Raw genomic sequence first — 25,476 nt, 5'->3', positions numbered from 1 at the left:
TAATTCAAGAGTTTAATTAATAATTCTTGGCAATTTTTTAAAAATCTATAATTTGCATAAAAATAGCAATAAAATTTTAGCAGATTTAGCCAAAATATTGCTCATGTTCCTCCTTAATCCCCAGCGCCTGTTTCTTTTCATTGATCATACGCCTAAGCTTTTTGTCTGCGGACATCCTGACCGATCTGTATCTTCTTCTGTAATCATCTTCAATACATCTGCTGAGATTTATGAACAAGCTTAAAACCGTATTTGCCAGCATTGTGTTTTCAAAGCTTCTGTTTTCATTCAGAAAAGTCTGAGCATAAACGTTTCCGTCGTCCGCCGACCTGTTAAGCCATTCCATTGCCTTTTCCTTATCTTTCTCAATATCCTCCGTACCGAAAAGATAAAGCCTTCCCAGCAGAAACGAAGCCCAATTGTTTTCTTCGGCAGATAGTTCAAGTAGTTTTATTGCCTTTTGTGTATCATGATATTTGTTATCTTCCAAAAGTATTTTAGCTAACGAATACGAAGCATACGCCGATATATCGTCATAGGTAACCGCTTTTTCAAGCCATTCAACAGCTTTGTCAATGTCATATTTTTCTTCTTCCTGATAAAGCTTTCCGAGGTAATAGCAAGCGTGTCCGCTGTCCTTATCTGCCATAAGCAGATATTTCTCAGCCCTGCTCAGATCCCTGTTCACAAATTCCCCCTTAAAATATATTTTGCCGAGCATAAAGCAGGAGAGGGGATCGCCGCCGTCAGCGCATTCGGTCAGCATTTCAATACCCTTGTCAATGTCCTGTTCAATATGTTCTCCGTTGATATATTCAAGCGCAAGAAAACGCTTGGCATTCAGATTTCCGAGCCTTACCGCTTTTTCAAGAAAATCCATAGCCTTTGGTATATCTTTATCTCCGAGCAGCAGAGCCTTGCCGTATTCATATAACCCGTTTTTGTTGTTCAGCTCTGCGGAACGTTTAAAATAACCTATAGCCTTATTCATGTCAGCCTCTGTTCCAAAACCGTTTTTGTACATCGCCCCTATTTTGTAAAAGAGGTTATCGTCCGCCTGACCGTCAGCTTCAAGCTTTAAAAATCCCGAAAGAGCCTGATTGTAATATTTCTGAGCAGTTTTTTCATCATGTTCAACATATTCGCCTTTGCTATACATCTGAGCCACAGCATATGAAGCATAAGGCTGTCCCTGTTTCGCCGATCTCATATACCAGCCGAAGGCTTCCTTAAGGTTCTTTTCCGCGCCGTTGCCGTAGTAATAAAGGTTAGCAAGACTGTATTGCGCAAATTTGTTTCCTTCCTGAGCCGATTTTAAAAACCATTCAAACGCTTTTTCATAGTTCTGTTCCGTTCCCAGTCCGTAGCAGTGCATTTTGCCTATTCTGTACCAAACGTAAGAGCGCATATCCGCAGACTTCATATTCTGACCTTCGTATCTCGGCTCATAGGGGAACATGGAATCAGCGTTCGGTTCTATTACCGTAAAAGCATGAAGCGCTTCCCTGTAAAATGAAAATGATTTTTCATCATTCTTTTCTCCGAGCTTATCTGTGGAATACAGCTTTCCTAAATCGTGAATTGCCAGTATATTTCCTGAATTTGATTCTGACAGCAAAAGCTGTTCAGCCTTTTTAAAATCTTCAGGCTTCGAGCTTTTGTCATAGATGATCCTGCAGGCTTCCTTGTATTCATTGCTCCATTTTAAATAGTATTTGCTTTTCGGAGTTTTGTAAGTATCAGATGTCACTGCATTTTTATCATTCCAAGTAAAATCTCCGTCAGCCATATTGGCATTATCAAACATTGGAGGAATATCTGTTATATCATCGTTATCAGTTTTTTCTGTCAGTTCCGGTTCTTCAATCTCAATATCAACAACAGGACTATTCATATCCAGCACAGTCTGAACGATCATGTTTTTGACGGATTTAAATTCCTTATTATCAACTAATGTCGGAAACTGAAGCTTTGCCGACGAATACACGTCGTGCTTCTGTTGCTCCATTTCACACCACAGCTTATACATTTTCTGAATAGAATCATTTTCCGCAAGCCTTGCAAAAATTGCGTTGACCGTCTGCTTGACCTCCGGCTTTAAATATCCGTATACTTTTTTGCCCGTTATAGATTTAAGCTGATCGTTAAGTTTACCAACAAGCTTTATCAGCTCCGTATCCTCAAAGGCGTTTCCTGCAATATCATTTACAATCCTACGCATAAACTCTGCCGACTCTTTTTTCAGAAGATTTCGCAGGTCGGTCTGGCGCTGATATAAATGGTGCAGCTCGTCCTGATAGATATCGTTTGCAAAGCCGCTTCGTATTTTTTCTATTCCGCGGTTGGTGAGGAATCCCTCGCGCTCGTTGGCGGAGTACACGATTATATGCGCGTGAGGATTGGTTTTCTTATCATGAAACGCGGCGTACCATCTGAGATTTTTCATTTCGATTTTCTGACTCTTTGCAATATTAGCGATCTGCCGCTTGACTAAGTCCCGCCACGCTTTTAAATTGTCATAGCCCATCGCCTGAGCGCTGTCCCTGCGCAGGGAAACAACATGAGTCCAGACGTTTCCTCCGTGAGCCGCTATTTCTTTTGCGGTCTTTTCAAGCTCGACAGGCTCGTCCGACTGCGAGAACAAACCATGCTTACCGAATTTAACAGCGCCCGGACGGTTAGCAAGATAGCTTACATAGTTTTTACGGCTTGTAAGGCGGTCCATGTTCCGGTCAAGTATTTCCGATATGAGAGCGGAAGCGTTTTTGACGGTGGGATTCTTTTGGTAGTCCTCGTATTCAAATAACTCTTTGCCGTCGGGGAAACATTTTAGCAGAGAAAAAATCAGCTCCTGCTGTTTTTTAGCGGCAGGAGCGTGTTCGTTTGTATTCGGTATCGGCGCTGAACCCTCGCGGGTCGCGATGTATTTTACATAACGGTAAAGCTGTTTTCTGTTTCCGCTGCCGCTTTTTAAATAACGGCTTGTTACGATTATTTTCGCCAGTTATATCATCTCCATTCGTTAAAGTATCAGCTGTTCTGATATTCAGCCGCGTCCTCGTAATCAATGATGCCGTTTATTTTCCTCACCTCGTTTACGCACATAGCGTGAAGACTGTTAAGCGTATCATCGTCAACCTCGTTTACAGCGGCGGTCATATGCGACAGCTTTCCAAGCTCCACGGCGACTTTAAAAAGCAGTCTTGAAAGCCGCTGCTCCGTACCCTTTATCTGCGCCTTGACCGTTTCGGTTATCATAGGGGAGAGATAGTTTATGTTATCTTCCTCGCTGAGATAGCCGATGTAGAACTTAATTGCTTTCTCTATAAACTCGCTTTGCGATCTGCAATTGTCGTTTTTGTAATGAACCTCTACGTTCTTTAGCGTTTCAGGATACGCCCAAAGAGCAAATTTGACCTTATTCTCAAAACTCATATGCTACAACTCCTTTAAATATGCCGTAATTTCTTTGCTTTCTGCGGTTACAACCCCTAAATTTCAGAAAGGCTGGATTTACAACCCCTTACCATGAAACTGCCCAAGTCCCGCAAAATTGCGGTCGGCTTTGCCGTCCGCTGTGTCCGCGTCGGGGTTACAACCCCGACGTTTTAACTTGCAAGACAATATTTCACCTCATACATATATTTTCGCCTTTCTGAAACTCTGCGCAAAACGCCCTAAATCAGCCCTACTTGTCCTTAAGGGTAAACTTACCCTGCCTGTGCCTATAGAATCGCACACGACGGCACACGGTTGGCGACAGGGCGGTTAAATCACGTTCTCTCACATTGTAAGCTCGTTTTTATAGCGCTGATATTCCTTTATTTCCATATCAACGACCTCACGGGCGAACTGCTCAGCGGTTTCCTCACTGTCATCGGACAGCTCATATCCTACGGCTCCACAGAAGTTGTCTATTTCCTCAGCCATCGAATCATCTGTGAAAACCTGATAAAACCAGCCCTCTGCGGTTACCGTATTGCCGTTCTTGTCCTCTCGTTCAATGCCTGTGTCACGGCACTTTGAAATATATAAGCCTCTATAATTCATACAAAATCTCCTTTACGTTTAGGGGGGAGTTACTGCTCAGACTGCTTTTCTGATTCGGCAGGCGAGGGCTTCCCACGTTTTGCCGAAGGCTTCTTTGACGACATCATGTCAATAAAATCTCTCACATTCTGCGGCACGTTTTTCTGATATAACTGATCCACATACTTATTAAGCTCCGCCGCAAGCGTAGTGTTCTTCTGCTCTAAATACATTTCTATTGCTGACAATTTTTCTTCATTGACTGAAACTGCAACCGACTTTTTCATAGACTCATCCCCGTTTCCATATTACACTCCTGTACTTCTTCCTGTTCCGGCTGTACGATCAGGGCAGAGAACAGGTCCATATTATTGCCGCATACCACTCCGTAAGAGGTTTTCACAGCGCCTTTGCAGTTCAGAATCTTATTGCCGAAATCCTGTAAATCCATTTCCTCAAGCAAAGATAAATCAAAATTCGTCGGCAGATTTCTCGAAAGATATTCTTTGCCGAACTCGTCTGCACTGCAGATATTTCCGACAAATCCGTAACTGTCAAGACAATTCAGACACTCTGCCGCGTCGGATATTTCTGTGAATTTCTGACTTTTCATTACTGCTTTCAGCTTGACAAAGTCAGCATGAGAGAGCGTTGAAAGCTTTTCCGCCAGGGCGTTCAGTTCTTCAATATGATTCATGTTATCGAAGCTTTCAACTGTGATCCGCGGCAATGTAGATTGAAAATCATAGGAAACCATGTCCTGAACTCTGCCTATACCAAGATCATTAGCAATGTCATTCAGATTTTCTTTATTGCAGGGCAAAGAAAGCCATTGCGCGAACTGCTCGGTGGATTCACTGCCTGTCGGTTTCGGCGCAATCAGCAGACGGAAAAAACAGTTCTCAGGCTTGCCAAATTCAATATTTATGTCGGGCGTTTCGTAGTTTGACGGTACGCAATAATAACCGTGAACGAACATACCATTATCTTTGCCGTGAACAAGTCTGCCGATCTTTTCACGGTCGATCAGATCGATATATTCGTCAGGCAGCTCTCTGAGTTCTTCTACCATATCGTTTTCTATCATTGCTTCTCCGAGCTCATAGTAATCTTTGCACGGCCATACGGAAACAGAATCCAAACCGTAGGTCATCAGAAGCATATCTTCAAATTCACACTCAGGGTTTGAAGCCAACAGACTTTCCATCGCTGCTCTTTCAGGATATTCAAGCCTTTCAAAGCGTTCCGCAAACAGATTCAGCTTGTAAATATCTGCAGTAAAATCTCTGCACAGGCTCTTTGGCAAGTCCATATTTTCATGCTCGGAAATCCTGAAATCTACCACGGAATCTGCAAATCTTAGTCTGTCCAGAATGTCCTGTAATTCAAATGCTGTCATGGGTAAATTCGCTGATAGTTTGTTTTCAAAATATATTATCATTTATTTTTCTCCTTTTCTTGAACGTAACTGATATACGGAATCTGAAGCCAGTGCGTCCATTCGCGCCCTGCAAGCTTTGTTCTTGTAACGCCTCGGAGCGTATTCATGGCTTCGATCACTTCGCCGTTGCCGATATATATACCGATGTGACCGTCCGACCAAACGGCAAGTCCGGGTACTTCCGGTATGGTATCTATCGTGCCCTTGACCTCCGCCGCAGCAAACATTCCATTCGCTCCAACATCAGCCATGCCGTTAGAACCGACCTTTATTTCTCCGCTTTTGCTGTCATACCAGCCGTACCCCTTGATGAGCCCAACGCAATCCGCCGTCCTTTTGCCGAGCCAGTTTGAACGTATAAAGTCCATATAGCTTGTGACCTCGCTGCCGAACACAGCGGCTCTGTCCTGTAAAAGCGACTCCGTCAAAACGTTTCCGTAGGTTCCGTAAACATATCCCCAGCCGTTTTCATGAGCCTGGATCGCCCACTGAACAAGTCCCAGATTATTTTTCTTCTTTTCGTCATATTCTTCAAATTTGATTTCATTGCCGAAGCTTTTTTCATCGCCGTACTGTATCCACGGTATTTCAAACCACGAGGTCCAGCCTCCGGCTGAGATATTCTCCTTTACTATCCCGTCCTCGGCAGATTTCGCATATATCGCATTACCGTTTCCCACATAAATACCTATCGTATTCTCTTTTAAAACAGCTATACCCTTGGTTTGAGGAAGAGTCTCGATATTTCCTTTTACGTCCGCCGAATCGAACAGCTCCTGAACGGTCATATCGGAGATCGGATAATTATCCTCGGAAATCGTTCCGCTTTCGTGGTCGTACCATAGATACGATCTCAGCAAATTGTAATTATCAACAGTTCTCCGGCTCAGCCATTTGTCGCAGTCTGCGGTGATATCCTGCGGATATTTTTCCTTTAGCGCCTTGTATTTTTCATCTGTCAGCAGACTGCCGTCGGTATGGGGAACACAGCCCCACTGAGTTTCATAGGCGTTTTCAGCCCAGACCGACAGGTCTATGTTGTTCTTTAAATCAAAATTTACAAACAGATACGGATTTATGCTGACGTTAACTATCACGGAATACGACCGCATAAATTCGCTGTAATCAATGCTCAGATTATATTTGCTATTGAGATTTTCAATCAGCTTTTCATTATCGTTCTCTTTGAAAAGCGAACAGTATTCCGCAAAAAAATCCTCATCCTTGTGAACGTCGTCAAAATATGTGAGATATATTATCTGAGCTTTGACGATCATATCCTTGATTCCGAGCTTTTCCATTTCCTTTTCAATAGCCTTGCCGTCGTCCTCCATCTGTGAGAAACGCTCCTTTTGTTCCGGAGACAGACTTTGCATAAACTGACTGAAATCTATATTTCCGTATTCATCCTCCGCCTTTGTCAGCTGATGCCCCATAGCCAGCAGCAGCATTACCGGAAGCAGAGCGAGCGTTATTAAAAAAGCGGCGGCAAAGCCTATAGCTTTCCTTACCTTTTTCTTGGGAAGCAAAACCGCCGCGGCTTTTTTGACCGCCGCTGCCGTTATACTCATACGCAACCCTTCTTTCCTTTGTATATATATGAAAAGGACGGCTGTTTTACTTCAGCCGTCCTTTAGAGCTATATGCGGTTTTTTCTTGGAATTATAAAAATAGATCCGACAACGCAGCACTATGGGTAATGTACTGTTTCTTTATATTATTTTCATAATTATGCTTTTAAATATTTTTTTCAATTGCCTGCGGCATGTGATAAACGGCTGCAATAGTCATTGCTATCCGGCATATACACACACTCCTCTATTTATTTCCGTTTTCAGCAATTCACTGCGAATTTCATTATAATGAATAATGTCAACTTCAGAAGGAATTTCAGTAAAAAACGGTCTTGCAAGTTTTGTAAATTCATCAAAATTCATGTTTGGAACATCTAAAGCAATATCCAAATCGCTGTTTGTTCCGCAATTCATAGTTATGGCGCTTCCGAATATAATTAATCTCTTTATTCTGCTGTCCTTCATGGCAAGTTCTATGGCCTTCTGAACGGCTTTCTGTTTAGATGGAAAAATGTATTTGAGCTCATCAGCGCCTTCGCAACGCTTCGGAAAAATATACATTGACATTCGCCTCCGTGTTCTGTTTAAATCATATCACATTTATCTCTAAGAATCAAGCTATACATGAATTCTTCTTTCTTTTTTCAACGGATAAAAATACAAACCGAATTTACAGCTCAATTAAGATCATCAAAGATAAACTGCACCGGAACGCGTTTTGTCATCCATACTCCGTTTTCTGAAAGATAAAATTTAAAGCCTCTGCGGTACATTTCGCCTGACCATATTATACAGATATTAAAATCAACACAGCCACATATCCGGCTCTATGTTACATTTATCTGTTAGGACATTGCTATGCCCTGATTTTCTTCGGGTTCTTCACTTTGCCGTTTTTCCTTTTCCGGCTGCTCCTGAAGTCTGAAATCTATTCCGTCTATGCATTTGTCATATACAAACCTCATTGCTTTTTCAAGCGTGTCGTTTGTATAATAATCGCAGAGAATTTCATTGAATTCTTCCAGATATTCATTAGGTACTGAAATAATTCCGCAGCCGTTCTGCATCATTATTTTATTGGCTGCAAGCATTGCCGTTCTTTTATTTCCGTCCCAGAAAAGCTGCGCTTTCATTAATCTGAACATTGTTTCTATTGCACGTTCGGTAGGATTTTCTGTTTTCTTCAGTTCTTCAAGCATAGCGTTTGCAGATTTTTCGGAAGGTACGGAGGGAACGTAGTCAGTTCCAGATATATACACAGCGCCTGTTCTGAGTTTCCCCCGCATAGGCGCGTCATCTCTTGCAACTTCCGCATGTATCCGGCATATATAGTCTAAATCCAACGGTTTGTTTATTGTATCGAAAAGCATTTGCCACGCATGTTTTAAATTCGTAATTTTCAGAATATCCTCTACATCTACTCCTGATACTTTCGATTTTTCAATAATGGCATAGGTTTGAGGAAATGTAACATTGATACCCTCAAGATTGGCTGATTTCCATATATAATCAACGATATTTCGTTTTGCTATAAATATATTTTCTTCAACTGTCAGTCTGAACTTATTTTCCATGAATATTCCTCCCGAAGCTTTTTGTACTGATTATACCACATTAAATTTAAGCAAACAAGCGTACTTAAGATTTATCTTCCTCCCGCCACGCCGAACAGCTTTTCCTTGTACTCCGGCGCGTGAACCTGAAGCAGATACCTCTCATTGCCGCAGCGATAAAGGCACAGACCCTGTTGGGGATATTTTACGAGCGAAACTCTGACATTTCTAATTGAAGCATATCGGTATACGCTCTTGGTTCTACGTTGCCCGCGTTGAACAGAAACTGATGGATAGGAATAGCAGACAGCGTTTTTGTAAGCTCCCTGATCTCAGCAGGAAATCGTCGATATTCCGGCTTACGATCACCATTGCAGATTCCTTTTTCCGCACTCTTTTCATGGCGTTTCTGATGTACTCGATGGCTGTCAGATTTGAATAGAACAAATAAAGAGCCGGCAATGCGGCTCTCAAAATTGTATTACATGGTTACATATCCAAGGTATGCGCGTCAACTTCCTTCAAATAATCCTCTGCAATATTTTCTTCAACATCGTTTTTTATGTCGTCAACGATGGTATTTTCCATTACAGCAGCCATTCTATGCACGATCTCGATCCTGTTCGCAACGGATTGAGCGATTGCATTTTTTCTTTCCTCGTCAATATATTTTTCCGCGTTTTCTGAGGACAATATCTCCTTTATGTCATCCTCTATTCCGTATAATTTTTCAAAGTCCACCCATTCAAACGACGTAGCAAGCTTAAGCTGATCAATATGGGATTTCTTAAACGGTTTGCACTGCGCCGTCTTATTGTTCGCTATCTGAACCGTCAGACTGTCATATCCCAGCGATGTTCCGCTGTCAAATATAGGGGCCGCGCCGATCCATTCCAGAGTTTCAGCGTTTCTCAGCAGTCCGAAATTATTAAAATGTCTGTCCTCGTTGGCTATGATATAGTCCAGAACGATCATGCGGTCAAGAAACCTCTCTATATTCTTTACGCCCAACGCCTCGCAGCAATTTACATAATGTCTGTAAACAGAGACGCTGTTATCCTTTTTCCGAGTTTGGATCACCCGCCATGCCCCTATAAGCTCAGTTTCCCAACTGACGAAATCTTCGCAAACGCTGTAAGGCTCGTCGCCGCTCCATATTACGGAATAATCGACATGAGGTATCTCAAGTCTTTGACAAATCAGCGACGCGATCGCCTCGTTGAACGGCTGCTGTTGGAACGGTTTGCTGCCGCCTTTTACAAGACACCTTTTTCCGTCTATAATTTTCCACCTTTTTTTCAAACATCCGTCCGAGGTATTGTCGGGAGAACTGAAATCAAATCCATTTGTTTTATTGCTGTTCCCGAACAGAACGTCGCCGATGTCGTCGGAAAACGGGTTGTCAAAAAAGTTGATAGCTTCCCATTTCACATCGCTTTTATCGGGCTTTATCCAGTATTGATCCGATAAACTCAATCCGAAACAGCGTGTTAAAAGCGTTTTTGTATCATGGATTTTAAGGACTTCCATTGCTTCATGTATACCTGAACGGCTTGCCGGAATTGCTCTGTCAGTCCACCATTCGTTTAATGCCGCTCTGTCGGCAATACCCTTTTTAAAGCCAACGCCTACGGGCAGATGTTCCGGTCTGCAGACCTCATATATTTTTAATATATATCCGGTTTCGCTGTCAAGCTCAAGATATGCTGCCGGTATTTTTTTATGCATTAATACGCATTTCACTTTTCTCACTCCAATACTGAGTTTATCAATAATAGTATACCATACAAACTATAATAATTCAACTATCTACCTCCCGCATTGCCGAACAGCTTTTCCTTGTACTCCGGCGCGTGAACCTGAAGCAGATACCTTTCGTTGCCGCAGCGATAAAGGCACAGACCCTGCTGGGGATATTTTACGAGCGAAAACTCCGACATTTCTAATTGAAGCATATCGGTATACGCTCTTGGTTCTACGTTGCCCGCGTTGAACAGAAACTGATGGATAGGAATAGCAAACAGCGGTCTAGTAAGCTCCCTGATCTCGGGCAGCAGGAAATCGTCGATATTCTGGCTTGCGATCACCATTGCAGATTCCTTTTTCCGCACTCTTTTCATGGCGTTTCTGATGTACTCGATGGCTGTCAGATTTGAAAGGAATAAATAAAGCTCGTCTATTGCCGCGGCGGTGTTCCCTTCGCCTAAAAGCTGATTTGACATGTAGCTCAGAATATTGAACAAAAGAGCGTCTTTAAGCCTTTTGTTGGTGTCCATAAGACCTTTTACTCCGAAGCACAGAAACTTTGAATCCTTAACGTTAGTATGCCCGTTGAAATATTTTGCTTCAGCTCCTCTGCACATAGAATGCAGTCCCAGACAGATGTTCTGAAGTATTTCCTCTGTGTACAAACGCTTCTTTTCCTCGTCGAAAATCATGAATTCCTTTTCCGTCAGTTCATAAAGATCGGTCATTGTGGGATAATCCTCCGGCTTCAGCCTGTTGAAATCAGTGAGGTCGTCAATACCGAATCTTGAATACAATTTCATTAACATAATTTCTATCGTATCTATCTCGCTGTCAGAAAAGTCTTTGTATGCTCTGAAAAAGTCCTTTAAATATGATATGTGCTGACTTAGCCTTGTTACCCTTCTGAACGCTTCCGGAGACTGCCCGTCACGCTCAGCTTCTCCGAAGGTTTTGGGTTCAAGGGGATTTATCATATATTCTCCCGACATGAAATCGAGATAGGTTCCTCCCAGATTTTCCGTCAGCTCCTTGTACTCCTGTTCAGCGTCTAAAATTATTATGCTTTTTCCGCTCTCCCTCATATTGGTAAGCAAAAGCTTCATAAGGTACGACTTTCCCTGACCGCTGTTTCCTAAAATGAGAACGTTTGCGTTTGTCTTGTCGTCGCTTCGCTTATCAAAGTCCGCCAAAATGTTTGTTCCGAACTTATCTTTTCCGATATAGAAGCCCTTTTCATCGGTTTTTCCGCTGTAATTCAGCGGATAGAGATTTGCGACCGAGCTTGCCGGAAGAACGCGTTCATACAGACTGCCGAACACATTGTATCCGAACGGCAAAGCTGAGAGCATGCCTTCTTTCTGACGGAGGATCAGTCTGTCGACAGTTATTTTTGAGCGCGTAAGCTCCATTAGTATATCCGACTGAAGCTCCTTAAGCTTGTCCTCGCTTACCGCTTTCAGTTCGATAAACACGGCGCAGTGCAGCAGCGGTTCCTTGTTTCGGCGCATATCGGCAATAAGCTGAACAACGTCCTGTAAATTGCTTTCCGCGGCAATCGATTCCGTTACGTCGTTTACAGTCGACATAAGCTTGTTTCTTCTTGCGGCATGCTGAATTATCTGCCTTTGCTCGGCGCTGTCCACAAGGCGGTTATATATTCTTAAAGTAACCGAGCTTCTGTCGGCAAGATGGGCGAGGATAGCCTGTTCTTCGGTGGTAGGCGGCCATTCTCTGACCGCCCACACGCATTTATACGAATTGCCGCAGATAAAATGGTCGGTAAAAAAACGGACCGTGCCGGGAACGACGCGGTCAAAAAACTCCTGTATTCTGATTTCCTCCGCCTGTTCCGGAGTCATCGCTCTTTTTTTAAACAGCATACGGCTTCTCCTTATCCTGTATCGGCTCAATATATTTTTCTCCCTCCGCGTCCTCGATTTTATCTCCGTTCATAGAAACGTCAAAGTAAATAGCCAGCATTCTCTTTATATCCTCCTTATTCATTCTTCTGACGTCAAAGCCATGCTCCGATATTATCTTGGAAGCGCGGTTTATCTGCTGAAATATCTGCGATTCCTTTTTATCCTTTGTTCTTACGCAGAACATAAACTGTCTTGCGGTAGACATTTCAAGCTGAATGTCGTCTAAAAACTCCATGTCCTGTTCCAGCAGCTTTATGACAGCGGGATTTTTTTCGCAGTCTATCCTGTTTCTGATATTGATCTTGTTGCCGTCGAAGCATTCGCAGCTGTCAAGACAGATTATTTCAAGCGCCGGTATCATGCTCAGCAGCGTCATAAGGCGGCGTATCTTCGTATCAATATTTTCATTTGACAATACGGATATATTGGTTGGCTGAACGCTGAAAAAGGACAGTTCTCCTTTTTCCGTTTTCAGTCCGTATCTGCCGAAGCCTTTCAGTCCGAACAGGCTTTGCGTTGATTTTTTGTTTTTCATTTTTTCTTCCTCGTATAATAAATTTAAGGGTAATTTAAAGAGAACCCCTATGAAACCTCTTGTTTATCACACAGAAATGTGAGATAATAAATCTGTACAGTCAGAGGGCGCTGTTCGCTTCCTTGAAGCAAGGCTTCCTTTGAAAGAGTAGCGCCTCTGCTTTACGGACAGATGCGAATGAGCTGGATAGCATTTAAGTGCTGAATATCTAACGAGGTTGTATTTCCGTAAAATACAGAGGATAACCTTTGCTGTAACAAAATTTTACGAGGTGTATCACAATGTTTTATTGCGGAATTGACATCGCTAAATACAAGCACGAGGCTTCCGTCATCGACATAAACGGCAAAACTCTGCTTGACAGCATCCCCTTCTCCAACGACAAGCAAGGCTGTGGAAAAATCCTTGCTGTTTTTGAAAAATTTGAAATTGCTCCTGACGATGTTATCATCGGAATGGAAGCAACTGGTCACTACTGGCTTTCCGTATATGCTTTTTTCCTTGAGCTTGGATATACTGTCAAGGTTATCAACCCTATTCAGTCCGAAGCTTTCAGAAAAATGTATATTCGTCAGACCAAGAACGACTCTAAGGATTCATATATCATCGCTCAGATTATGCGTTTCGGAGAATATTCCGCAACCTCGCTTTCTGAGGAAAATATCATTGCATTAAGACAGCTTTCACGCTATCGTCTTGCACTTGTGGACGCCTGCGGCGACTGCAAAAGACGTGTAATTGCATTGCTTGACCAAGTATTCCCCGAGTATGACAAGCTGTTTTCAGATACATTCGGAAGCTCATCAACCGAGTTGCTTCTGAACTGCCCAACACCTGAAGATATGCTTGCAATTTCCACAAGAAAGCTTACCAACATTTTGAACAAAGCAAGTCACGGTAAATTTGGCAAAGAGAAGGCTGAAGAACTCAAAGCTGCTGCTAAAAACACCTTTGGTATCGCCTTTGCAAAAGACGCTTTTTCTTTTCAGATCAAGCAGCTTATGCAGCAGGTTGTTTTCCTTGAAAATCAGCTTTCTGAGCTTGAAGAACAGATTTCAAATCTTCTTCACGAAACCAATCAATACATAACCACTATCACCGGTATCGGTGATGTTCTTGGTGCAATCATCGTCAGTGAGATCGGCGATATCAACCGCTTTGAACGTCCTAATCAGCTTGTTGCCTTTGCAGGACTTGACGTTACCGTTAAACAATCGGGAGAGTTTTCAGGAACTAAAAACAAAATCTCCAAGCGTGGTTCACCTTATCTGCGCAGAGCTATCTGGCTTGCCGCACAGCGTGCCGCTTTCTGCGACCCCGTTTTATCTGAATATTATCAATCTCTCAGAGCCAGAGGCAAGCACCATCTCACTGCTGTCGGAGGTGTTGCTCGCAAGCTTTGTAATATTATTTTTGTTATTCTCAAAGAGAACAGACCTTATTTGCCAACCCCTACGAAAAATCCTAAAAATTTATCTTGATTTTTTCATTTTGGGTATTGACTTTTTATAGCTGGTCTTTCAAAATAACAAACGCCTGATTTATGCAAATCAGACGTTACATTTAAAGTATATTATTCTGTATTCCTAATTCCTGAGCTTGTTCCTCAGTTTCTTCCTCATGAATTTCCTGAGCCATTGAAATCAGTTTCTCAAGCCGTTGTGTTTCAAGTGAAAATATCATATCTGAAAACGGCGAGAGATTTCGGTTTACGGCGTATTCCTCAAGCGCTTCATAATATTCCAGACGATTTCTTTTATCAATTGAAACAGGAAGATATCCGTTTTTCATCAGCTGATAATTCATAATAAGTCTTGCCGTTCTTCCGTTTCCGTCTGTGAAAGGATGTATCCTTACAAATTCCGCATGAGTCCATGCCGCAAGCTCTATGTCGTTTAAATCCTTCCTGTTTTTCAGATCGCAGTAAAACATTTTGATTTGATTGTACATTTCATTGGGAGACGGGGGAGTATGCTCTGTGCCGGATATATACACGTCAACGCTTCTGTATATACCTCCGGTCATTATATTTTCCATTGTAACGGCATGAATATCCTTGACTATGCTTTCACTGAGCTCCTTGTTCTCCGATATGCATTTACATACATAGTTAAAAGCTTTTTCATGATTTACTACCTCATAGATTTCTCTGAGGGTTTTTCCTCCCACAGACAAGCCGTCCTCAAGAATGGCTTTCGTTTCGATCATAGTAAGCGTATTGCCTTCGATTGCCGTTGAGTTATGAGTATATTCTATCGAAAAAGCTCTTGAATAGCTTTCAAGCGTTTCCTTTGCTATATGACGCTTTCTTTCATGATATATCGCTTTTAATTCTGTAATTCTTTCATATTTCAATGCGCTCACCGTCCTCGCTTTTATTATACCATGTATTACGGCAATAAGCAATAAAAAAATTTACTTCCACAGAAATATCTGCTGCGCCGTTACAAAAAAGCGGAAGGCGCAGACTATATAGTCCATGACCGTGGTTTCTTCAAGTCTTATTGATAAAAACGCAAACACAGCCGTTACCGCAAAGGGCAGAAAGGTCCAGAGCTGAGTCAGCAAAACCACGGACAGTATCAGTCCGAGACAGATAATAAGGAAATCCCTTATACTCCACAGCCACAGCCTTGATCCGGCTTTCATGTTCTGGGGATAGATATATGTTTTTTTCATACTTTCTCCTTTCTTTGTCACGCAAGCTTTTTCGCCACGAACTGACCCGCCCTTACGGCGGTATTCACAGTGTGGGAGACGCTCGTCATATTGACTCTTACGCTTGTGTCCAGTCCGAAATGCTGAGCGATCCTCGGAACCTCGTTTGCCGAAAGCATTATTCCAAGTCCTAAAAGCCTGTTGGTCTGCCATGTAAGAAGTCCCAAAAACAGCAGACTGGTCTGTAAAAACGCAGTCAGACACAAAGCGAAAATCTGCTTGCACCAGCTGCTGAAGCCGTCCGAGTATCCTCTGGGAACGGAAAACATATACAGACTTCCCACGGCGATCTGACACAGCAGTATTCCGCCTCTTTTTATATTGGCAAAAAACAGCTTTAAAACGCAGTAGGCAAGGGCGATAACCGTCAGTATTCCAAGCAGTCCTGATAAACCTATCGTAGAGTGCAGTACTATTGTCGCCGTAGCTCCGAGATCGCCCTTGTTCGCCCCTATAAACGAGCCGAGAAGATCGCCTGAGAATGTGCTCTGAAGCGTTATGCAGAATTTATACAGCTCCACAGGAAGCTGAGTAAACATCATTACAGCCATAAAGCCTTTAAGAACGTTAAGGCACGTTCCCTGAATATTCGCCCGTCCCGTCTGATATTCGATCGCCGTATCAAACGCAGCGACAACAAGCCCTACTGCAAACAGCGCCCAGCCGAACAGAGAAAAAAGCTTAAGGAAGGCTTCCACCCATGCAAGCGAAAAGATTCCCGCGCCCATTCCGTTTATCATTCCGAACAGATCGGCAACCGCTCCGTATATAGTATCGTACATCCATTCAAGCATAACGTCCCAGACAGCCGAGGAGATCGCCGAACCTACCGATTCCACCACCCCGAACAGCTTTTCTCCTACCCATTCCACAGCGTCGCCTATCCATTCAAACATTGCCGTTTTCCTTTCCGATCAAACTGATCTGTTCGTATTTTTTCCTCTGATGATTTTTTAAAACAGTAAAAGCGGCGCCGTCTGCGTATCCGTATCAGCGAATACCTTTTAGATATCCTGTATATTCCGCGCCGTTTTCTCTTTGCATTCATTTTCACCCTCCGTATATATGAAAATACCGCCGGATTTATCCGACGGTATTCCTTATTTTTATTATTCCGCTGTACGTAATATCTGATCTGTTCTACAGCGGCTTTCCATTTAATCAACTTTTAATAAGATAAAGGTTCGAGCTTCTTCCGCCGCTTGTCCTGTACCTTTCCCTGCGTTCTATGAGCCCTGCTTTTTCCAAGTCGTTCAGCGCCCTGAATACCGTTGACTTTGAAACGCTCAGATCCTCCGATATAGTTTTAACGGAGGGAAAACACTTCTTTTTTCTTCCCGCGCGGTTGGACAGGTACATATACACAGCCACCGCCCTGTGAGGCAGATCGTATTCGTATATCTCTCTTGAAAACCTCAAGCGTTATGCGCCTCCCGTCTTTGGCAGCTTTTTTCTCAGCATATCCTCATAGCTTACCGCCTGATCCTCCGGAGCCTCGATTTTCTTTTTGGCGTATTTAAGCTCCGCCGCCCGCGTCAAAGTCTCCTTTTTCATATATGTGACCGTTCTTGAGCCTTTATCCTCAAGGCTGTACGGTTCTTCAAAGCTGATACCCCACTTGAAAAACAGCTTCAGGGGAGATATCATGGGGTGAGTTCCCGTTTTCATAACAATGAACTGTCCTTTGGGCATACTTTTAAGCTCGTCCGTTGTCATTAACGGTCTGCCGATCATCTGCAGCGACTGGCTTTTATCTCTGCCGTGCGAAACAGAACCGCTTAATACCGTCTGTTCTCCCAATGATTTGGACAGAATTTCCGCAGACTGTGAATTCGGGGCAAAACCTCCGAAAATGGTCAGCTGCGTGTTGTCGGTTATGATCTCCTGTCCCTCTCTGCCGTAATTCTTATCGAGCTGCGCAAAGGACTGAATAATCGCAACAATGCTTATCCGTCTTGAACGGCTTGCGGAAAACATAGCTTCAGCTCCCTCTATTTTAGGAAAAGTGCCGAACTCATCGCAGTAGAACATAACGCGGTTTTTAAGCTTGCCTCCGTTTTCATCGGCGATCACAAGAATTTCCCTGTAAAGCTGCTGGATCAGCAATGAAACCATGAAATATTTCGACTGATCCTCTTCCGGCAGTATAATGAATATCGCCGATTTCTCGGAGCAAAAACGTTCCGCGTCGATCGCCGTGCCGAAGCACAGAATCTGCTCCATTTCCGAGTCGATAAAGCTGTTAAGTCTTGACAGCGCCGTGGACATGATCGACATCATCGCCTGATCCGCGGAATGAAGGGCGGAGCCTGCAAGCCATTTTGCCTTGTGCTCGTCAGGCAGCTTTTCCATCAATACCTTGAAGCCGTTTTTCGGCTTTTGTTTTCCGCCGCTCTCTATAGGCTTTAACAGGTCCTGAATAAGCTTGAACACGGAAACGATATGCCTTTCGTTTTTATCCCCAAATTCAGCAAGCAAAAGAATGACAGAAGCGAGAAGTCCCTCAGCCGCGTCGTAGAAAAACGCGTTCTGACCCATTGCGGAGGAATCGGCGCCGCCTATGCTGATAATGGTTTTGGCTGTGATCTTTGCGTATTTTTCAGCCTTTGCCTTTGCGGACAGATCTTTTTTGTCCTTTAGATAAACGTCCATGTATTTGTTGACAAGGTGCAGCATATTGTTCTCGTCACTTCGTGTAGGATTACGGAGATCGATAACGGAAACGTTGTAGCCGTAGTACTTCGAAGCGATAGTTCCGTAGTTTCGAACAACGTCTGCTTTTGTGTCTGTGCTGACAAAAGACATTCCGCTTGCACAGGCAAGTTCGATATTCGGATACAAAAAGTACGCCGTCTGTAGGATAGGAACTCAACGCCTTACTGCGTTACCGCAGCAGGTTTTCAAGAACCCTCCTCCGAACCGTACGTACACCTCTCAGTGTATACGGCTCTCCATTTGTCTGTAAGTTTAATCTAATCTTCCTGCATGTAAATTGTCATGGCATTCTTTGCAAAGCGCCATTGTTTTTCTTCGTCTGCTTATCATAAACCTTTCCCACCAACTTTTGCCTTTTAAGTCTTTCAGTTTTCTGACATGGTGGATTTCAATGGGAACGTTTTCTTTTCCGCATATTTCACATTTCCTTGCCTTTATTCGCTCAACAAGACTTGTTTTGCTGTTTGCAGAGTAATCAATCGGAACAATATCCACACTTGACTGTAAAATTGCAGTTTTATTCTTTTTAAAACCCTCGTCATAAAAATACATAATATTTTCACCGCCGCTTTTCGTCTGATATTTTACTCCGAATCGTTGGTGACCGTATTTATTGCGTATTTTACCGATATTGGTTTTGTACTTTGCCGCAAAAGTTTTTAGCATACTGAATTTCATCACATAGTAAAAATTATTCAGCACGCTTGCGTTATCGGCAATTCTGTAGTAATTGTACATTCCTCTGATTTCGGTATTGTACTTTTTAACGATTTCAATATCATCGCAGTTTATCAGCTTTGTTCGGTGAACAGGCTCGAATACTTCTTTGTAATTCTGACCTTTATGATATTTCAGCTTTAAAGCACCAAGTTCAATCAGCTTATTCTGCCACTTTTCCCTCGGAACATATATCATCAGATTTTTGTAGTGTACTCTCTGCGTAAAACCTCTTGCTGTTTTTTGAACGGCAGTATCATTTGAAACAAACACCTCGTATCCGAGAAACTTTGCTTTTTTCTGACCGTTGGTTATAAGCGTTTTTTCTTCCGACAGAGACAACTTAAGATTTTCCAGTAAATATTCTTTGATATCCGCCTTTATCTTTTCAGCGTCGCTCTTGCTTCCGATTACTCCGCACAACCAATCATCAGCGTATCTGACATAAAACAGACGTTTGTAATTATCGTCCATTAAATCAGACTGCGGTATTTTCAGCATTGCGTTTCTCGTTTTTCTGTAATCCTTTAACATAGCTATTTTATCGGGCTTGCTCATTGATTTCCATTCATCCTCTGATATTTTCTTTACCTGATGTCTTACCGCTTTATTTCGGTATCTGATATATTCGGGATTCGTTTTACGGCGTTTTCCTTGTCTGAATTCGGACATATATTTTTCCATATACTTATCAAATTCGTTCAGATAAATATTCGCCAATATCGGACTTATGATAGACCCCTGCGGAGTACCGCTGAATGTCTGCACATATTTCCAGTCCTCTATATATCCCGCTTTCAGAAATTTCCATATCAGAGAGATAAAGTATTCGTCATGAATACGTTTACGCAAAATGTTTATCAGCGTGTGATGGTCTATATTATCGAAAAATCCTTTTATGTCTCCCTCAATAAACCATGTCACGCCTGTAAAGTTTGCTTTTATCTGAATCATTGCTGTATGACAGCTTCTGTTCGGTCTGAATCCATGTGAAAATTTTGAAAATGTCGGCTCATAAATGCTTTCAAGAAGCATTCTGACAACCTCCTGCACCAGCTTATCATCTGCGGACGGTATTCCAAGAGGTCGCTTTTTATCGCTGTTTTTCTTCCTGATATATTCTCGCCTTGCAGGCTTTGGCTGATATGAATGATTTTTCAGACTTTCAATAATCTTCTGAATTCGTTCCGTTCCCATTCCGTCTATTGTCTTTCCGTCTGTTCCTGCGGTCATATTTCCCTCTTTGGCGTATATATTCTGATATGCTTTCAGAAAAAATTCCGCATTATACAGATTTCTGTACAAACGTTTGTATTTGTAATTTTCTTTACACGCATTTGACTGTAAACTCTTTAATACGTCATTTGGATTTCTCAAATGCCTCACGCACCTTTCTTCATTTGTATTAAAAAGACAAACTGTTCCCCTTCGCCATGTGAACGCCATTAACGTCTCGGACTACTATGGGAACTCCGTTGCCATGTCCGATATTCAACGGGCTGCCCCGTATAGCCCTTTTTCAGGCGTTCGGATTTAGGCAATCTTCGCTTAGATAAGCAAAAACACAGCTTGTCAGACCGTCGGAGTACGACTTTCGTCCTTTTCTGCTTATTGCAGACGGCTGATACAGAGTGTCGTGAACACCCGCACGAGGAAACTATGCGGCTTCCTGTATCAACAAACGTAACAGATACCCTTTGGATTTCTCCTTTGCGTTTGTATTCCGGTTATAATACCTTGGACTATCGTTCATGTAATCAAACATTTACCCTCATATCTGACCTTTCATCACGCCCTCAGTCGCAGTCATGGTATCTTGACTGACTCAGGCTCATCAACATGCTATACTCCCTGTCAGGTTTCCCTTTCAGATAAGTTGAACGATGACAGTTTTTACACCGATTTCTCGGTTATAGACACTTTTACTGCTGTCTTGCCAAAGACAGAATTTTTGCTTATCCACGAGCATTTATTATGCTCTTACGAACGCACTTCCCACTCCCGCAGCGCCTATCATCATGGTATGAACGTCGCCCTCGTCTACAAGCGCGACAGTCTTTTTTCCTTTTGTTCTGCAGCCGACTACAGTACCCTGAACAGCATCTCCGTTGGAGCTGTGCGGTAAACTCTCGCCCTTACGCCATTTCTCAGGCTCAAATGGGACTTTGGTATATGTCTTTTTTACCTCTGCTTTTGTTGCAAATCTCGCTGTGCCGTACTGCCCGTTTCCTACAGTTTTATTCTTTATTCCATTGAGGGAATAATTGTTGGAACAGTAAGCTAAAATCATCATGACTGCGAACACCGCAAGCATGACTATAATTCCGATTATCTGAGTCTGACTCATTTTTAACACTCCAAAAAATAAAAGTCACAACGGTTATTTAACCGCCGTGACTTTCATTCTGATTATTTTGTTTTAACCATTGATTCCAAAACTTCGTTTGTTTAGACATCATGAATTTCCGCACTTCATAATATGGTATCCATATCCGCGCTTTCTCGATTTTTTCATATACTATATCCGTTATTACATCTATCTCCGATTTAGTAGGCTTTCTCTGTTTTTCATTGACTGCTTTGAAATACTCTGACCTCAGCCATGAGGATATTTTCTCGATCTGTTTTTCTTTTAAATGCCGCATAGTTTTATCCGTGCGAAGCAGTCTGCCATCTGTTATTTTGTGATTTTTCCTTGACATAATTACTCCTTAGCCGTTAACGCTTACTGCTTTGACAAATAGTATATCACACATTTTATCAAAAAACAACTATCCGAACCCGAAGCTTATCGCCTCGGATATTTCTTCCTGCGCTTCTTCCTGCGAGATCACAGAAGCGGACATTTCCTGTTCCGTTTCACAGCGTACCGCGCAGTCCGCAAGCTGATACAGCAATTTTGCAGTCTGTACCGACTGCTCACGGGTACGGGCTGTCTGCCGTAAGTCTTTCATTACCGCCTTAACACAGTCATGCAGATTTCTTTGTTTAGCGGCTTTTTTGCCCTTGTCGGTATAGGGTTTATACTCATCTTTCAGCTTGAATTTTAACTTTTCAAACATCAAATTTTCGCTGTTTTTCCCAATAAAAAAAGCCGAGCCTGCCAAAGCATACTCAGCCAGATACTTGTATTGTCCGTTTTTGAATGTCGCATAGATCCGTGAGATCAGCTTATCCGGACGGCATTTCAGATACTCTAAATTCTCAGCCTGCCGCAGATATTTTTCCTTTCGCTTATGAGGCACGGCAGGAAGCGGTTCTGCACCATTTTGCGCTTTCAAATCCTCGTTCCAGTCCTTGAACTTTGGCGCAAGCCGTTTTACATCGGTATATCCGTTATCCCCAAGAATGTCTTTTAACCTATCAACAGCTTCGATTCCTCCTTCATCGTTATCTACGCAAAGCACAATTTCATTGAGGTTTGAATGATTCTTTAACGCCGTTAAAACGGCATTTTCATACACACCGTTCATGGCGATATACGAGTGTTTCTGCCAGTTCTGAGGATTCAGCGTGAGATACGATAAAAGGTCTATGGGCGCCTCAAACGCAAACAGCTTTTCCGATTCGCCGAAGTGTGCAAAGCTGTACCGAGTATCCGAACCCCCGCAGGTTATTCTGAAAGTTTTTCCGAAAGAATTAGTTGAACGCTTGCTTGCCTGTCGCGGTACCCCGTTTTCATCAATTCCTACAAAAACGGCGTTGTGATGCTCCTTATCCTCATAAAGCGTATGCCGTTTTGCAAAGTACGAGATAATGTCAGGAGCAATAAACCGCTGTTTTATGAGGTAGGCGAACACTCTGTGCATATTTTCATTGGCTTCGGGCAATTTGAATTCTTTCGGTTTTTCCTCCCGCACAGCCGCTTTAGGCGGACTGTGGGACAGGGGAGTAACCGTGCGACCTAACAGCTCCTGAACCGCGGTCTGAAAATCCATGCCGTAAAAATACCGCATGAACCTTACGGCTCCGCCGCCCACCTGATTTTTATGGTCGAACCATCTTGATCCGTTTATAGTAATACTGTCGTGCTTGCCGCTGCCGTCGTAGTAAACGAGCTTGTGTTCCCGCCCCGCCGATTCCAGCTTTTCTCCTCTCAGCCTCAGAAAATCAGCTAAATCTACGCTGTTCGCGGCAATTTTTTGTTCTTCTGTAAATGGGATATACGGCATTTTCCACCTCCTGAAAAAGAAAAGCAGCCCTGCGGCCGCCTTTCCTTATTTTTTGATTTTCTTTATACGCGTTCATCTCAGCAGAGAGACTATAAGCTTTGCTCCGAGCTTCATCGCAGATATTCCGATATTTTTTGCTACGACTGTTCCAAACTCTCCGATCAACTCGTCTAATTTCTGAGCGCCTTCCTTATCAGCGTACTTATCAAACAGCTTATTGAATCTGTCTATGACGTCGCCGTACTCGGAGCTTAAGTACAGCGACCGGTCCAGTTCCTGTGTAAATTTATCGTACAGCTCGTCTGATATATCCACCCCTTTCACCTCCGATCGTCAATCCTTTAGCAGCGTAATTATCAACTGCGCTCCGAGCTTTATTCCGGCCTCGGACGATACAGACGATACCGCTTCGCTTAACTCCTGCACTCCGTCCTCCAGCTTTTTAGCCAGCTCCTTGTCGGATACCTGTTTTATCAGCCCGGACAGCTCATTATATTTAAGGTTATATTCGCTGCTGTCCCGCAGCGGTATGTCCAGGTCCTCGGCAAAGCTTTCATATATTTTTCTGATCTCCATTTTTCACCTCCGACACTACAATACCACACTATCCGCCAAATAGCTATATCATAACCCAACAATCTTCCGCGGCATTTTTTCCCGCTTTTATTGCATATCGGCTATACCTTTTCCCTTCATTTTTACATTCCGACGATAGACCAGACGTAAAGCGGAGCGGTCAGTGAAAACAGCAGACAGCCGAAAATTATTGCCGGAGCCGTCCATTCGAACTGACCGTGCTTGCGGTAGTCCATGTACGCCAAAGAAAGCTTGGCAAAGAGCAGAATTGCCAGAACTACGTCTATCACAGGGAATACGACGTTGTTAACGATCGATTTTATCTGACTTTTTGCAGAGTACCATGTACTCTGCACAGCGCCTGCGACATCTCCGTCGGCGTATGCCGTTATACAGCAGAATACAGTCAGCAGGCATACGGAAATTAAAAGCGTCTTCTTTTTCATTTTTCCTCCATTCAGAACATTGAAAGCTGCAGATTTTCTTCCGGTTCTGCCATAGCCGCTTTTTCAGCGGTCCGTCTGAAGCTTTCAAGGTAATTGTCTGTATTTTCAAATCTGCGCATCGTTATGAGATCGTCTTCAGCTATTGCAGTACGCAGAGCTTTCGGGTAATTAATTACAACTAAAATATTCATATCTTTTATCTGGCGGTCGGACAGTTCCCTGATCCTTTCACGGAGATACAGCAGATTCTCATCCTGTTCCATGATCTCCAGAGAACTTCTTGCGTTTTCCCGTATTTCATCGGCTCTCGCCATATAGTCCCGATCTGTTTCCGGCGGCGTCTTGCAAAAATATATCTGAGGATAATCCTTTTCAGACATACCGCTTTCAATTTTATGCTTGAAATACAGAATATGATTTCTTACAAGATTCATATTGACTCCGTCTGAATAAGACGGATCGGAGCCGCCGTGTTCCTTTAAATACTCCCAGCGTTCAAAGGATTTCTCAAGCTCTGCAGCATAGTCCGTCTTTTTTTCTTTTCTGCTCATGTCATACCTCTGTAAGCTTTCCCGTCAGCACAGTTCTGGAGGTTCCCTCCGCTACAGGTGGACAGTGAAATAAACTTATCTTTTTCAGATACGCCGATATTTTTCCAAATAAAAGAGTTTTCTTTCAGACCGTCAAGCCAGACGGATATATCTTTTGTCACGTCGTAAAAGCCGCCGTAGCATTCCGGCTGTGAAAGCGAGAAAAAGTCAATACGGTACGCGTTGTCCGAAACAGTCAGCCAGCCGACGGCGCGAGCTTCAAAGTAGCTCTCGTCCGTAAAGCTTATTACATCGGCAAACATAGAGCCGTTACGCATATTGTGACCGTAGAGAATATTTATTCCGTCTGAAAACTCCCGCGCGCATCTGCCGTCAAGAAAAACGGAGCCCGAATACAAATAGCCGCCGTCATACGACCTGTGAAGGTAATAATCGTTATCTCCCGAATACATAACGGGATAGTTTATGCTCGTATCAGGAATATAAAGCCAGCCTATGGAACCGTCAAAATTGCAGCAAACCTCACGAACCTGTTCTGTCAGCTCCCGCTTTTTATCCTCCGGCAAACGCGCGGAATTGTCAGGCTCGCCAGTTATTTCCGCACGATCGGGCATACGCTCGTCAAACACGGCAATGTCGGGCATAAACGGCTTAAGCCTTCTGTAACTCAGCTTCTGGGCAAGATCGTTGCGAAACATTAAATATACGCCTCCCGAAATTAAAACGGCAGCTGTAATAGCTGCCGCCGTTCTCATTATTTTAGTTTTCTTCATAAAGC

The 25,476-nt window shown here is 43.0% G+C and carries 26 protein-coding genes and 2 pseudogenes; 2 read left to right on the top strand and 26 right to left on the bottom strand.

Annotated features, from left to right (window positions below; translation table 11 throughout):
* Positions 1-85: 85 nt before the first annotated feature.
* The 12 genes and pseudogenes from mobP3 to ACYQ0N_RS12630 form a co-directional block, all read right to left on the bottom strand.
* Positions 86-2,992 (bottom strand): MobP3 family relaxase, encoded by a 2,907-nt coding sequence (mobP3, locus tag ACYQ0N_RS12685; protein WP_460162939.1) that lies wholly within the window; start codon positions 2,990-2,992, stop codon positions 86-88.
* A gap of 38 nt (positions 2,993-3,030) precedes the next feature.
* Positions 3,031-3,435 (bottom strand): hypothetical protein, encoded by a 405-nt coding sequence (locus ACYQ0N_RS12680; RefSeq protein WP_460162888.1) that lies wholly within the window; start codon positions 3,433-3,435, stop codon positions 3,031-3,033.
* A gap of 348 nt (positions 3,436-3,783) precedes the next feature.
* The gene (locus ACYQ0N_RS12675) at positions 3,784-4,050 is read right to left on the bottom strand and encodes a hypothetical protein (protein WP_124100713.1); all 267 of its coding nucleotides are present in this window, start codon (positions 4,048-4,050) and stop codon (positions 3,784-3,786) included.
* A 29-nt stretch (positions 4,051-4,079) separates the two neighbouring features.
* A complete protein-coding gene (locus tag ACYQ0N_RS12670) occupies positions 4,080-4,316 on the bottom strand; it encodes a DUF6103 family protein (RefSeq protein ID WP_124101276.1) in 237 nt (78 codons plus the stop codon).
* Positions 4,313-5,470: an antirestriction protein ArdA gene (locus ACYQ0N_RS12665; RefSeq protein ID WP_460162887.1), complete on the bottom strand. Its 1,158-nt coding sequence runs from the start codon at positions 5,468-5,470 to the stop codon at positions 4,313-4,315. Before ACYQ0N_RS12665 ends, ACYQ0N_RS12670 begins: the two co-directional genes overlap by 4 nt.
* Positions 5,467-7,041 carry a hypothetical protein gene (locus ACYQ0N_RS12660; protein WP_460162886.1) on the bottom strand — a complete coding sequence of 525 codons (1,575 nt, stop codon included), beginning with the start codon at positions 7,039-7,041 and terminating at the stop codon, positions 5,467-5,469. Before ACYQ0N_RS12660 ends, ACYQ0N_RS12665 begins: the two co-directional genes overlap by 4 nt.
* A 222-nt stretch (positions 7,042-7,263) precedes the next feature.
* The gene (locus tag ACYQ0N_RS12655; RefSeq protein ID WP_460162885.1) at positions 7,264-7,605 is read right to left on the bottom strand and encodes a nucleotidyltransferase domain-containing protein; all 342 of its coding nucleotides are present in this window, start codon (positions 7,603-7,605) and stop codon (positions 7,264-7,266) included.
* Positions 7,606-7,889: 284 nt separating this feature from the next.
* Positions 7,890-8,618 (bottom strand): Fic family protein, encoded by a 729-nt coding sequence (locus tag ACYQ0N_RS12650; RefSeq protein ID WP_460162884.1) that lies wholly within the window; start codon positions 8,616-8,618, stop codon positions 7,890-7,892.
* A gap of 71 nt (positions 8,619-8,689) precedes the next feature.
* A pseudogene (locus ACYQ0N_RS12645) lies at positions 8,690-9,065 on the bottom strand (type VI secretion protein); the annotation flags it as partial.
* Positions 9,066-9,086: 21 nt separating this feature from the next.
* On the bottom strand, positions 9,087-10,340 hold the full coding sequence (locus ACYQ0N_RS12640; protein ID WP_460162883.1) for a HipA domain-containing protein: 1,254 nt from the start codon (positions 10,338-10,340) through the stop codon (positions 9,087-9,089).
* A gap of 62 nt (positions 10,341-10,402) precedes the next feature.
* A complete protein-coding gene (locus tag ACYQ0N_RS12635; protein WP_460162882.1) occupies positions 10,403-12,226 on the bottom strand; it encodes a VirB4 family type IV secretion system protein in 1,824 nt (607 codons plus the stop codon).
* Complete coding sequence (locus tag ACYQ0N_RS12630; RefSeq protein ID WP_460162881.1) at positions 12,216-12,803, bottom strand: hypothetical protein; 588 nt, start codon at positions 12,801-12,803, stop codon at positions 12,216-12,218. Before ACYQ0N_RS12630 ends, ACYQ0N_RS12635 begins: the two co-directional genes overlap by 11 nt.
* A gap of 281 nt (positions 12,804-13,084) precedes the next feature.
* Here ACYQ0N_RS12630 and ACYQ0N_RS12625 point away from each other — a divergent pair, with 281 nt between their 5' ends.
* Positions 13,085-14,284, top strand: coding sequence for an IS110 family RNA-guided transposase (locus ACYQ0N_RS12625; RefSeq protein WP_460162679.1), 1,200 nt, complete (start codon positions 13,085-13,087; stop codon positions 14,282-14,284).
* Between the two features lie 82 nt (positions 14,285-14,366).
* Here the strand turns inward: ACYQ0N_RS12625 and ACYQ0N_RS12620 are convergent, their stop codons facing one another.
* The 6 genes and pseudogenes from ACYQ0N_RS12620 to ACYQ0N_RS12595 form a co-directional block, all read right to left on the bottom strand.
* Positions 14,367-15,158 carry a Fic family protein gene (locus ACYQ0N_RS12620; RefSeq protein WP_460162880.1) on the bottom strand — a complete coding sequence of 264 codons (792 nt, stop codon included), beginning with the start codon at positions 15,156-15,158 and terminating at the stop codon, positions 14,367-14,369.
* A 60-nt stretch (positions 15,159-15,218) separates the two neighbouring features.
* Positions 15,219-15,482, bottom strand: coding sequence for a hypothetical protein (locus tag ACYQ0N_RS12615; protein WP_460162879.1), 264 nt, complete (start codon positions 15,480-15,482; stop codon positions 15,219-15,221).
* 17 nt (positions 15,483-15,499) lie between these two features.
* Entirely contained in the window at positions 15,500-16,417 is a 918-nt protein-coding gene (locus ACYQ0N_RS12610) for a conjugal transfer protein TrbL family protein (protein WP_460162878.1), read from the bottom strand.
* A 265-nt stretch (positions 16,418-16,682) separates the two neighbouring features.
* Complete coding sequence (locus ACYQ0N_RS12605; protein ID WP_124101270.1) at positions 16,683-16,940, bottom strand: helix-turn-helix domain-containing protein; 258 nt, start codon at positions 16,938-16,940, stop codon at positions 16,683-16,685.
* A 3-nt stretch (positions 16,941-16,943) separates the two neighbouring features.
* Positions 16,944-18,377 (bottom strand): annotated as a pseudogene (locus ACYQ0N_RS12600) (type IV secretory system conjugative DNA transfer family protein); the annotation flags it as partial.
* A 111-nt stretch (positions 18,378-18,488) separates the two neighbouring features.
* Entirely contained in the window at positions 18,489-20,330 is a 1,842-nt protein-coding gene (locus tag ACYQ0N_RS12595) for a reverse transcriptase domain-containing protein (protein ID WP_460162877.1), read from the bottom strand.
* 282 nt (positions 20,331-20,612) lie between these two features.
* On the opposite strand from ACYQ0N_RS12595, the gene ACYQ0N_RS12590 reads away from it, so the two are divergent.
* On the top strand, positions 20,613-20,777 hold the full coding sequence (locus tag ACYQ0N_RS12590; RefSeq protein WP_460162876.1) for a hypothetical protein: 165 nt from the start codon (positions 20,613-20,615) through the stop codon (positions 20,775-20,777).
* Between the two features lie 148 nt (positions 20,778-20,925).
* On the opposite strand, the gene ACYQ0N_RS12585 is transcribed toward ACYQ0N_RS12590, so the two are convergent.
* The 8 genes from ACYQ0N_RS12585 to ACYQ0N_RS12550 all read right to left on the bottom strand — a co-directional run bounded on the left by ACYQ0N_RS12585 (position 20,926) and on the right by ACYQ0N_RS12550 (position 25,471).
* Complete coding sequence (locus ACYQ0N_RS12585; protein WP_460162875.1) at positions 20,926-21,300, bottom strand: hypothetical protein; 375 nt, start codon at positions 21,298-21,300, stop codon at positions 20,926-20,928.
* Between the two features lie 37 nt (positions 21,301-21,337).
* Entirely contained in the window at positions 21,338-21,655 is a 318-nt protein-coding gene (locus ACYQ0N_RS12580) for a hypothetical protein (protein WP_460162874.1), read from the bottom strand.
* A 69-nt stretch (positions 21,656-21,724) separates the two neighbouring features.
* The gene (locus tag ACYQ0N_RS12575; protein ID WP_460162873.1) at positions 21,725-23,125 is read right to left on the bottom strand and encodes a DUF3991 and toprim domain-containing protein; all 1,401 of its coding nucleotides are present in this window, start codon (positions 23,123-23,125) and stop codon (positions 21,725-21,727) included.
* 72 nt (positions 23,126-23,197) lie between these two features.
* Positions 23,198-23,440, bottom strand: a complete 243-nt coding sequence (locus ACYQ0N_RS12570) for a hypothetical protein (protein ID WP_460162872.1) — start codon at positions 23,438-23,440, stop codon at positions 23,198-23,200.
* A gap of 18 nt (positions 23,441-23,458) precedes the next feature.
* Positions 23,459-23,701: a hypothetical protein gene (locus ACYQ0N_RS12565; RefSeq protein WP_460162871.1), complete on the bottom strand. Its 243-nt coding sequence runs from the start codon at positions 23,699-23,701 to the stop codon at positions 23,459-23,461.
* A gap of 122 nt (positions 23,702-23,823) precedes the next feature.
* Entirely contained in the window at positions 23,824-24,147 is a 324-nt protein-coding gene (locus tag ACYQ0N_RS12560; RefSeq protein ID WP_460162870.1) for a DUF3852 domain-containing protein, read from the bottom strand.
* A gap of 11 nt (positions 24,148-24,158) precedes the next feature.
* Entirely contained in the window at positions 24,159-24,698 is a 540-nt protein-coding gene (locus ACYQ0N_RS12555) for a hypothetical protein (protein WP_460162869.1), read from the bottom strand.
* Positions 24,695-25,471, bottom strand: a complete 777-nt coding sequence (locus ACYQ0N_RS12550; RefSeq protein WP_460162868.1) for a class B sortase — start codon at positions 25,469-25,471, stop codon at positions 24,695-24,697. The genes ACYQ0N_RS12555 and ACYQ0N_RS12550 overlap by 4 nt, the downstream gene beginning before the upstream one ends.
* Positions 25,472-25,476: the final 5 nt, after the last annotated feature.

The sequence above is a fragment of the Ruminococcus sporogenes genome, from assembly GCF_054655175.1.
This window is presented reverse-complemented; position numbering and strand designations above follow the sequence as displayed.

Excerpts from the sequence above, each read along its gene's own strand:
- ACYQ0N_RS12565 (WP_460162871.1), bottom strand. The coding sequence starts at position 23,701 with ATGGAGATCAGAAAAATATATGAAAGCTTTGCCGAGGACCTGGACATA.
- ACYQ0N_RS12660 (WP_460162886.1), bottom strand. The coding sequence starts at position 7,041 with ATGAGTATAACGGCAGCGGCGGTCAAAAAAGCCGCGGCGGTTTTGCTT.
- ACYQ0N_RS12585 (WP_460162875.1), bottom strand. The coding sequence starts at position 21,300 with ATGAGTCAGACTCAGATAATCGGAATTATAGTCATGCTTGCGGTGTTC.
- ACYQ0N_RS12650 (WP_460162884.1), bottom strand. The coding sequence starts at position 8,618 with ATGGAAAATAAGTTCAGACTGACAGTTGAAGAAAATATATTTATAGCA.
- ACYQ0N_RS12630 (WP_460162881.1), bottom strand. The coding sequence starts at position 12,803 with ATGAAAAACAAAAAATCAACGCAAAGCCTGTTCGGACTGAAAGGCTTC.
- ACYQ0N_RS12610 (WP_460162878.1), bottom strand. The coding sequence starts at position 16,417 with ATGTTTGAATGGATAGGCGACGCTGTGGAATGGGTAGGAGAAAAGCTG.
- ACYQ0N_RS12560 (WP_460162870.1), bottom strand. The coding sequence starts at position 24,147 with ATGAAAAAGAAGACGCTTTTAATTTCCGTATGCCTGCTGACTGTATTC.
- ACYQ0N_RS12670 (WP_124101276.1), bottom strand. The coding sequence starts at position 4,316 with ATGAAAAAGTCGGTTGCAGTTTCAGTCAATGAAGAAAAATTGTCAGCA.
- ACYQ0N_RS12635 (WP_460162882.1), bottom strand. The coding sequence starts at position 12,226 with ATGCTGTTTAAAAAAAGAGCGATGACTCCGGAACAGGCGGAGGAAATC.
- ACYQ0N_RS12665 (WP_460162887.1), bottom strand. The coding sequence starts at position 5,470 with ATGATAATATATTTTGAAAACAAACTATCAGCGAATTTACCCATGACA.
- ACYQ0N_RS12625 (WP_460162679.1), top strand. The coding sequence starts at position 13,085 with ATGTTTTATTGCGGAATTGACATCGCTAAATACAAGCACGAGGCTTCC.
- ACYQ0N_RS12590 (WP_460162876.1), top strand. The coding sequence starts at position 20,613 with ATGCGGCTTCCTGTATCAACAAACGTAACAGATACCCTTTGGATTTCT.
- ACYQ0N_RS12615 (WP_460162879.1), bottom strand. The coding sequence starts at position 15,482 with ATGAAAAAAACATATATCTATCCCCAGAACATGAAAGCCGGATCAAGG.
- ACYQ0N_RS12680 (WP_460162888.1), bottom strand. The coding sequence starts at position 3,435 with ATGAGTTTTGAGAATAAGGTCAAATTTGCTCTTTGGGCGTATCCTGAA.
- ACYQ0N_RS12580 (WP_460162874.1), bottom strand. The coding sequence starts at position 21,655 with ATGTCAAGGAAAAATCACAAAATAACAGATGGCAGACTGCTTCGCACG.
- ACYQ0N_RS12655 (WP_460162885.1), bottom strand. The coding sequence starts at position 7,605 with ATGTATATTTTTCCGAAGCGTTGCGAAGGCGCTGATGAGCTCAAATAC.
- ACYQ0N_RS12555 (WP_460162869.1), bottom strand. The coding sequence starts at position 24,698 with ATGAGCAGAAAAGAAAAAAAGACGGACTATGCTGCAGAGCTTGAGAAA.
- ACYQ0N_RS12550 (WP_460162868.1), bottom strand. The coding sequence starts at position 25,471 with ATGAAGAAAACTAAAATAATGAGAACGGCGGCAGCTATTACAGCTGCC.
- ACYQ0N_RS12575 (WP_460162873.1), bottom strand. The coding sequence starts at position 23,125 with ATGCCGTATATCCCATTTACAGAAGAACAAAAAATTGCCGCGAACAGC.
- ACYQ0N_RS12675 (WP_124100713.1), bottom strand. The coding sequence starts at position 4,050 with ATGAATTATAGAGGCTTATATATTTCAAAGTGCCGTGACACAGGCATT.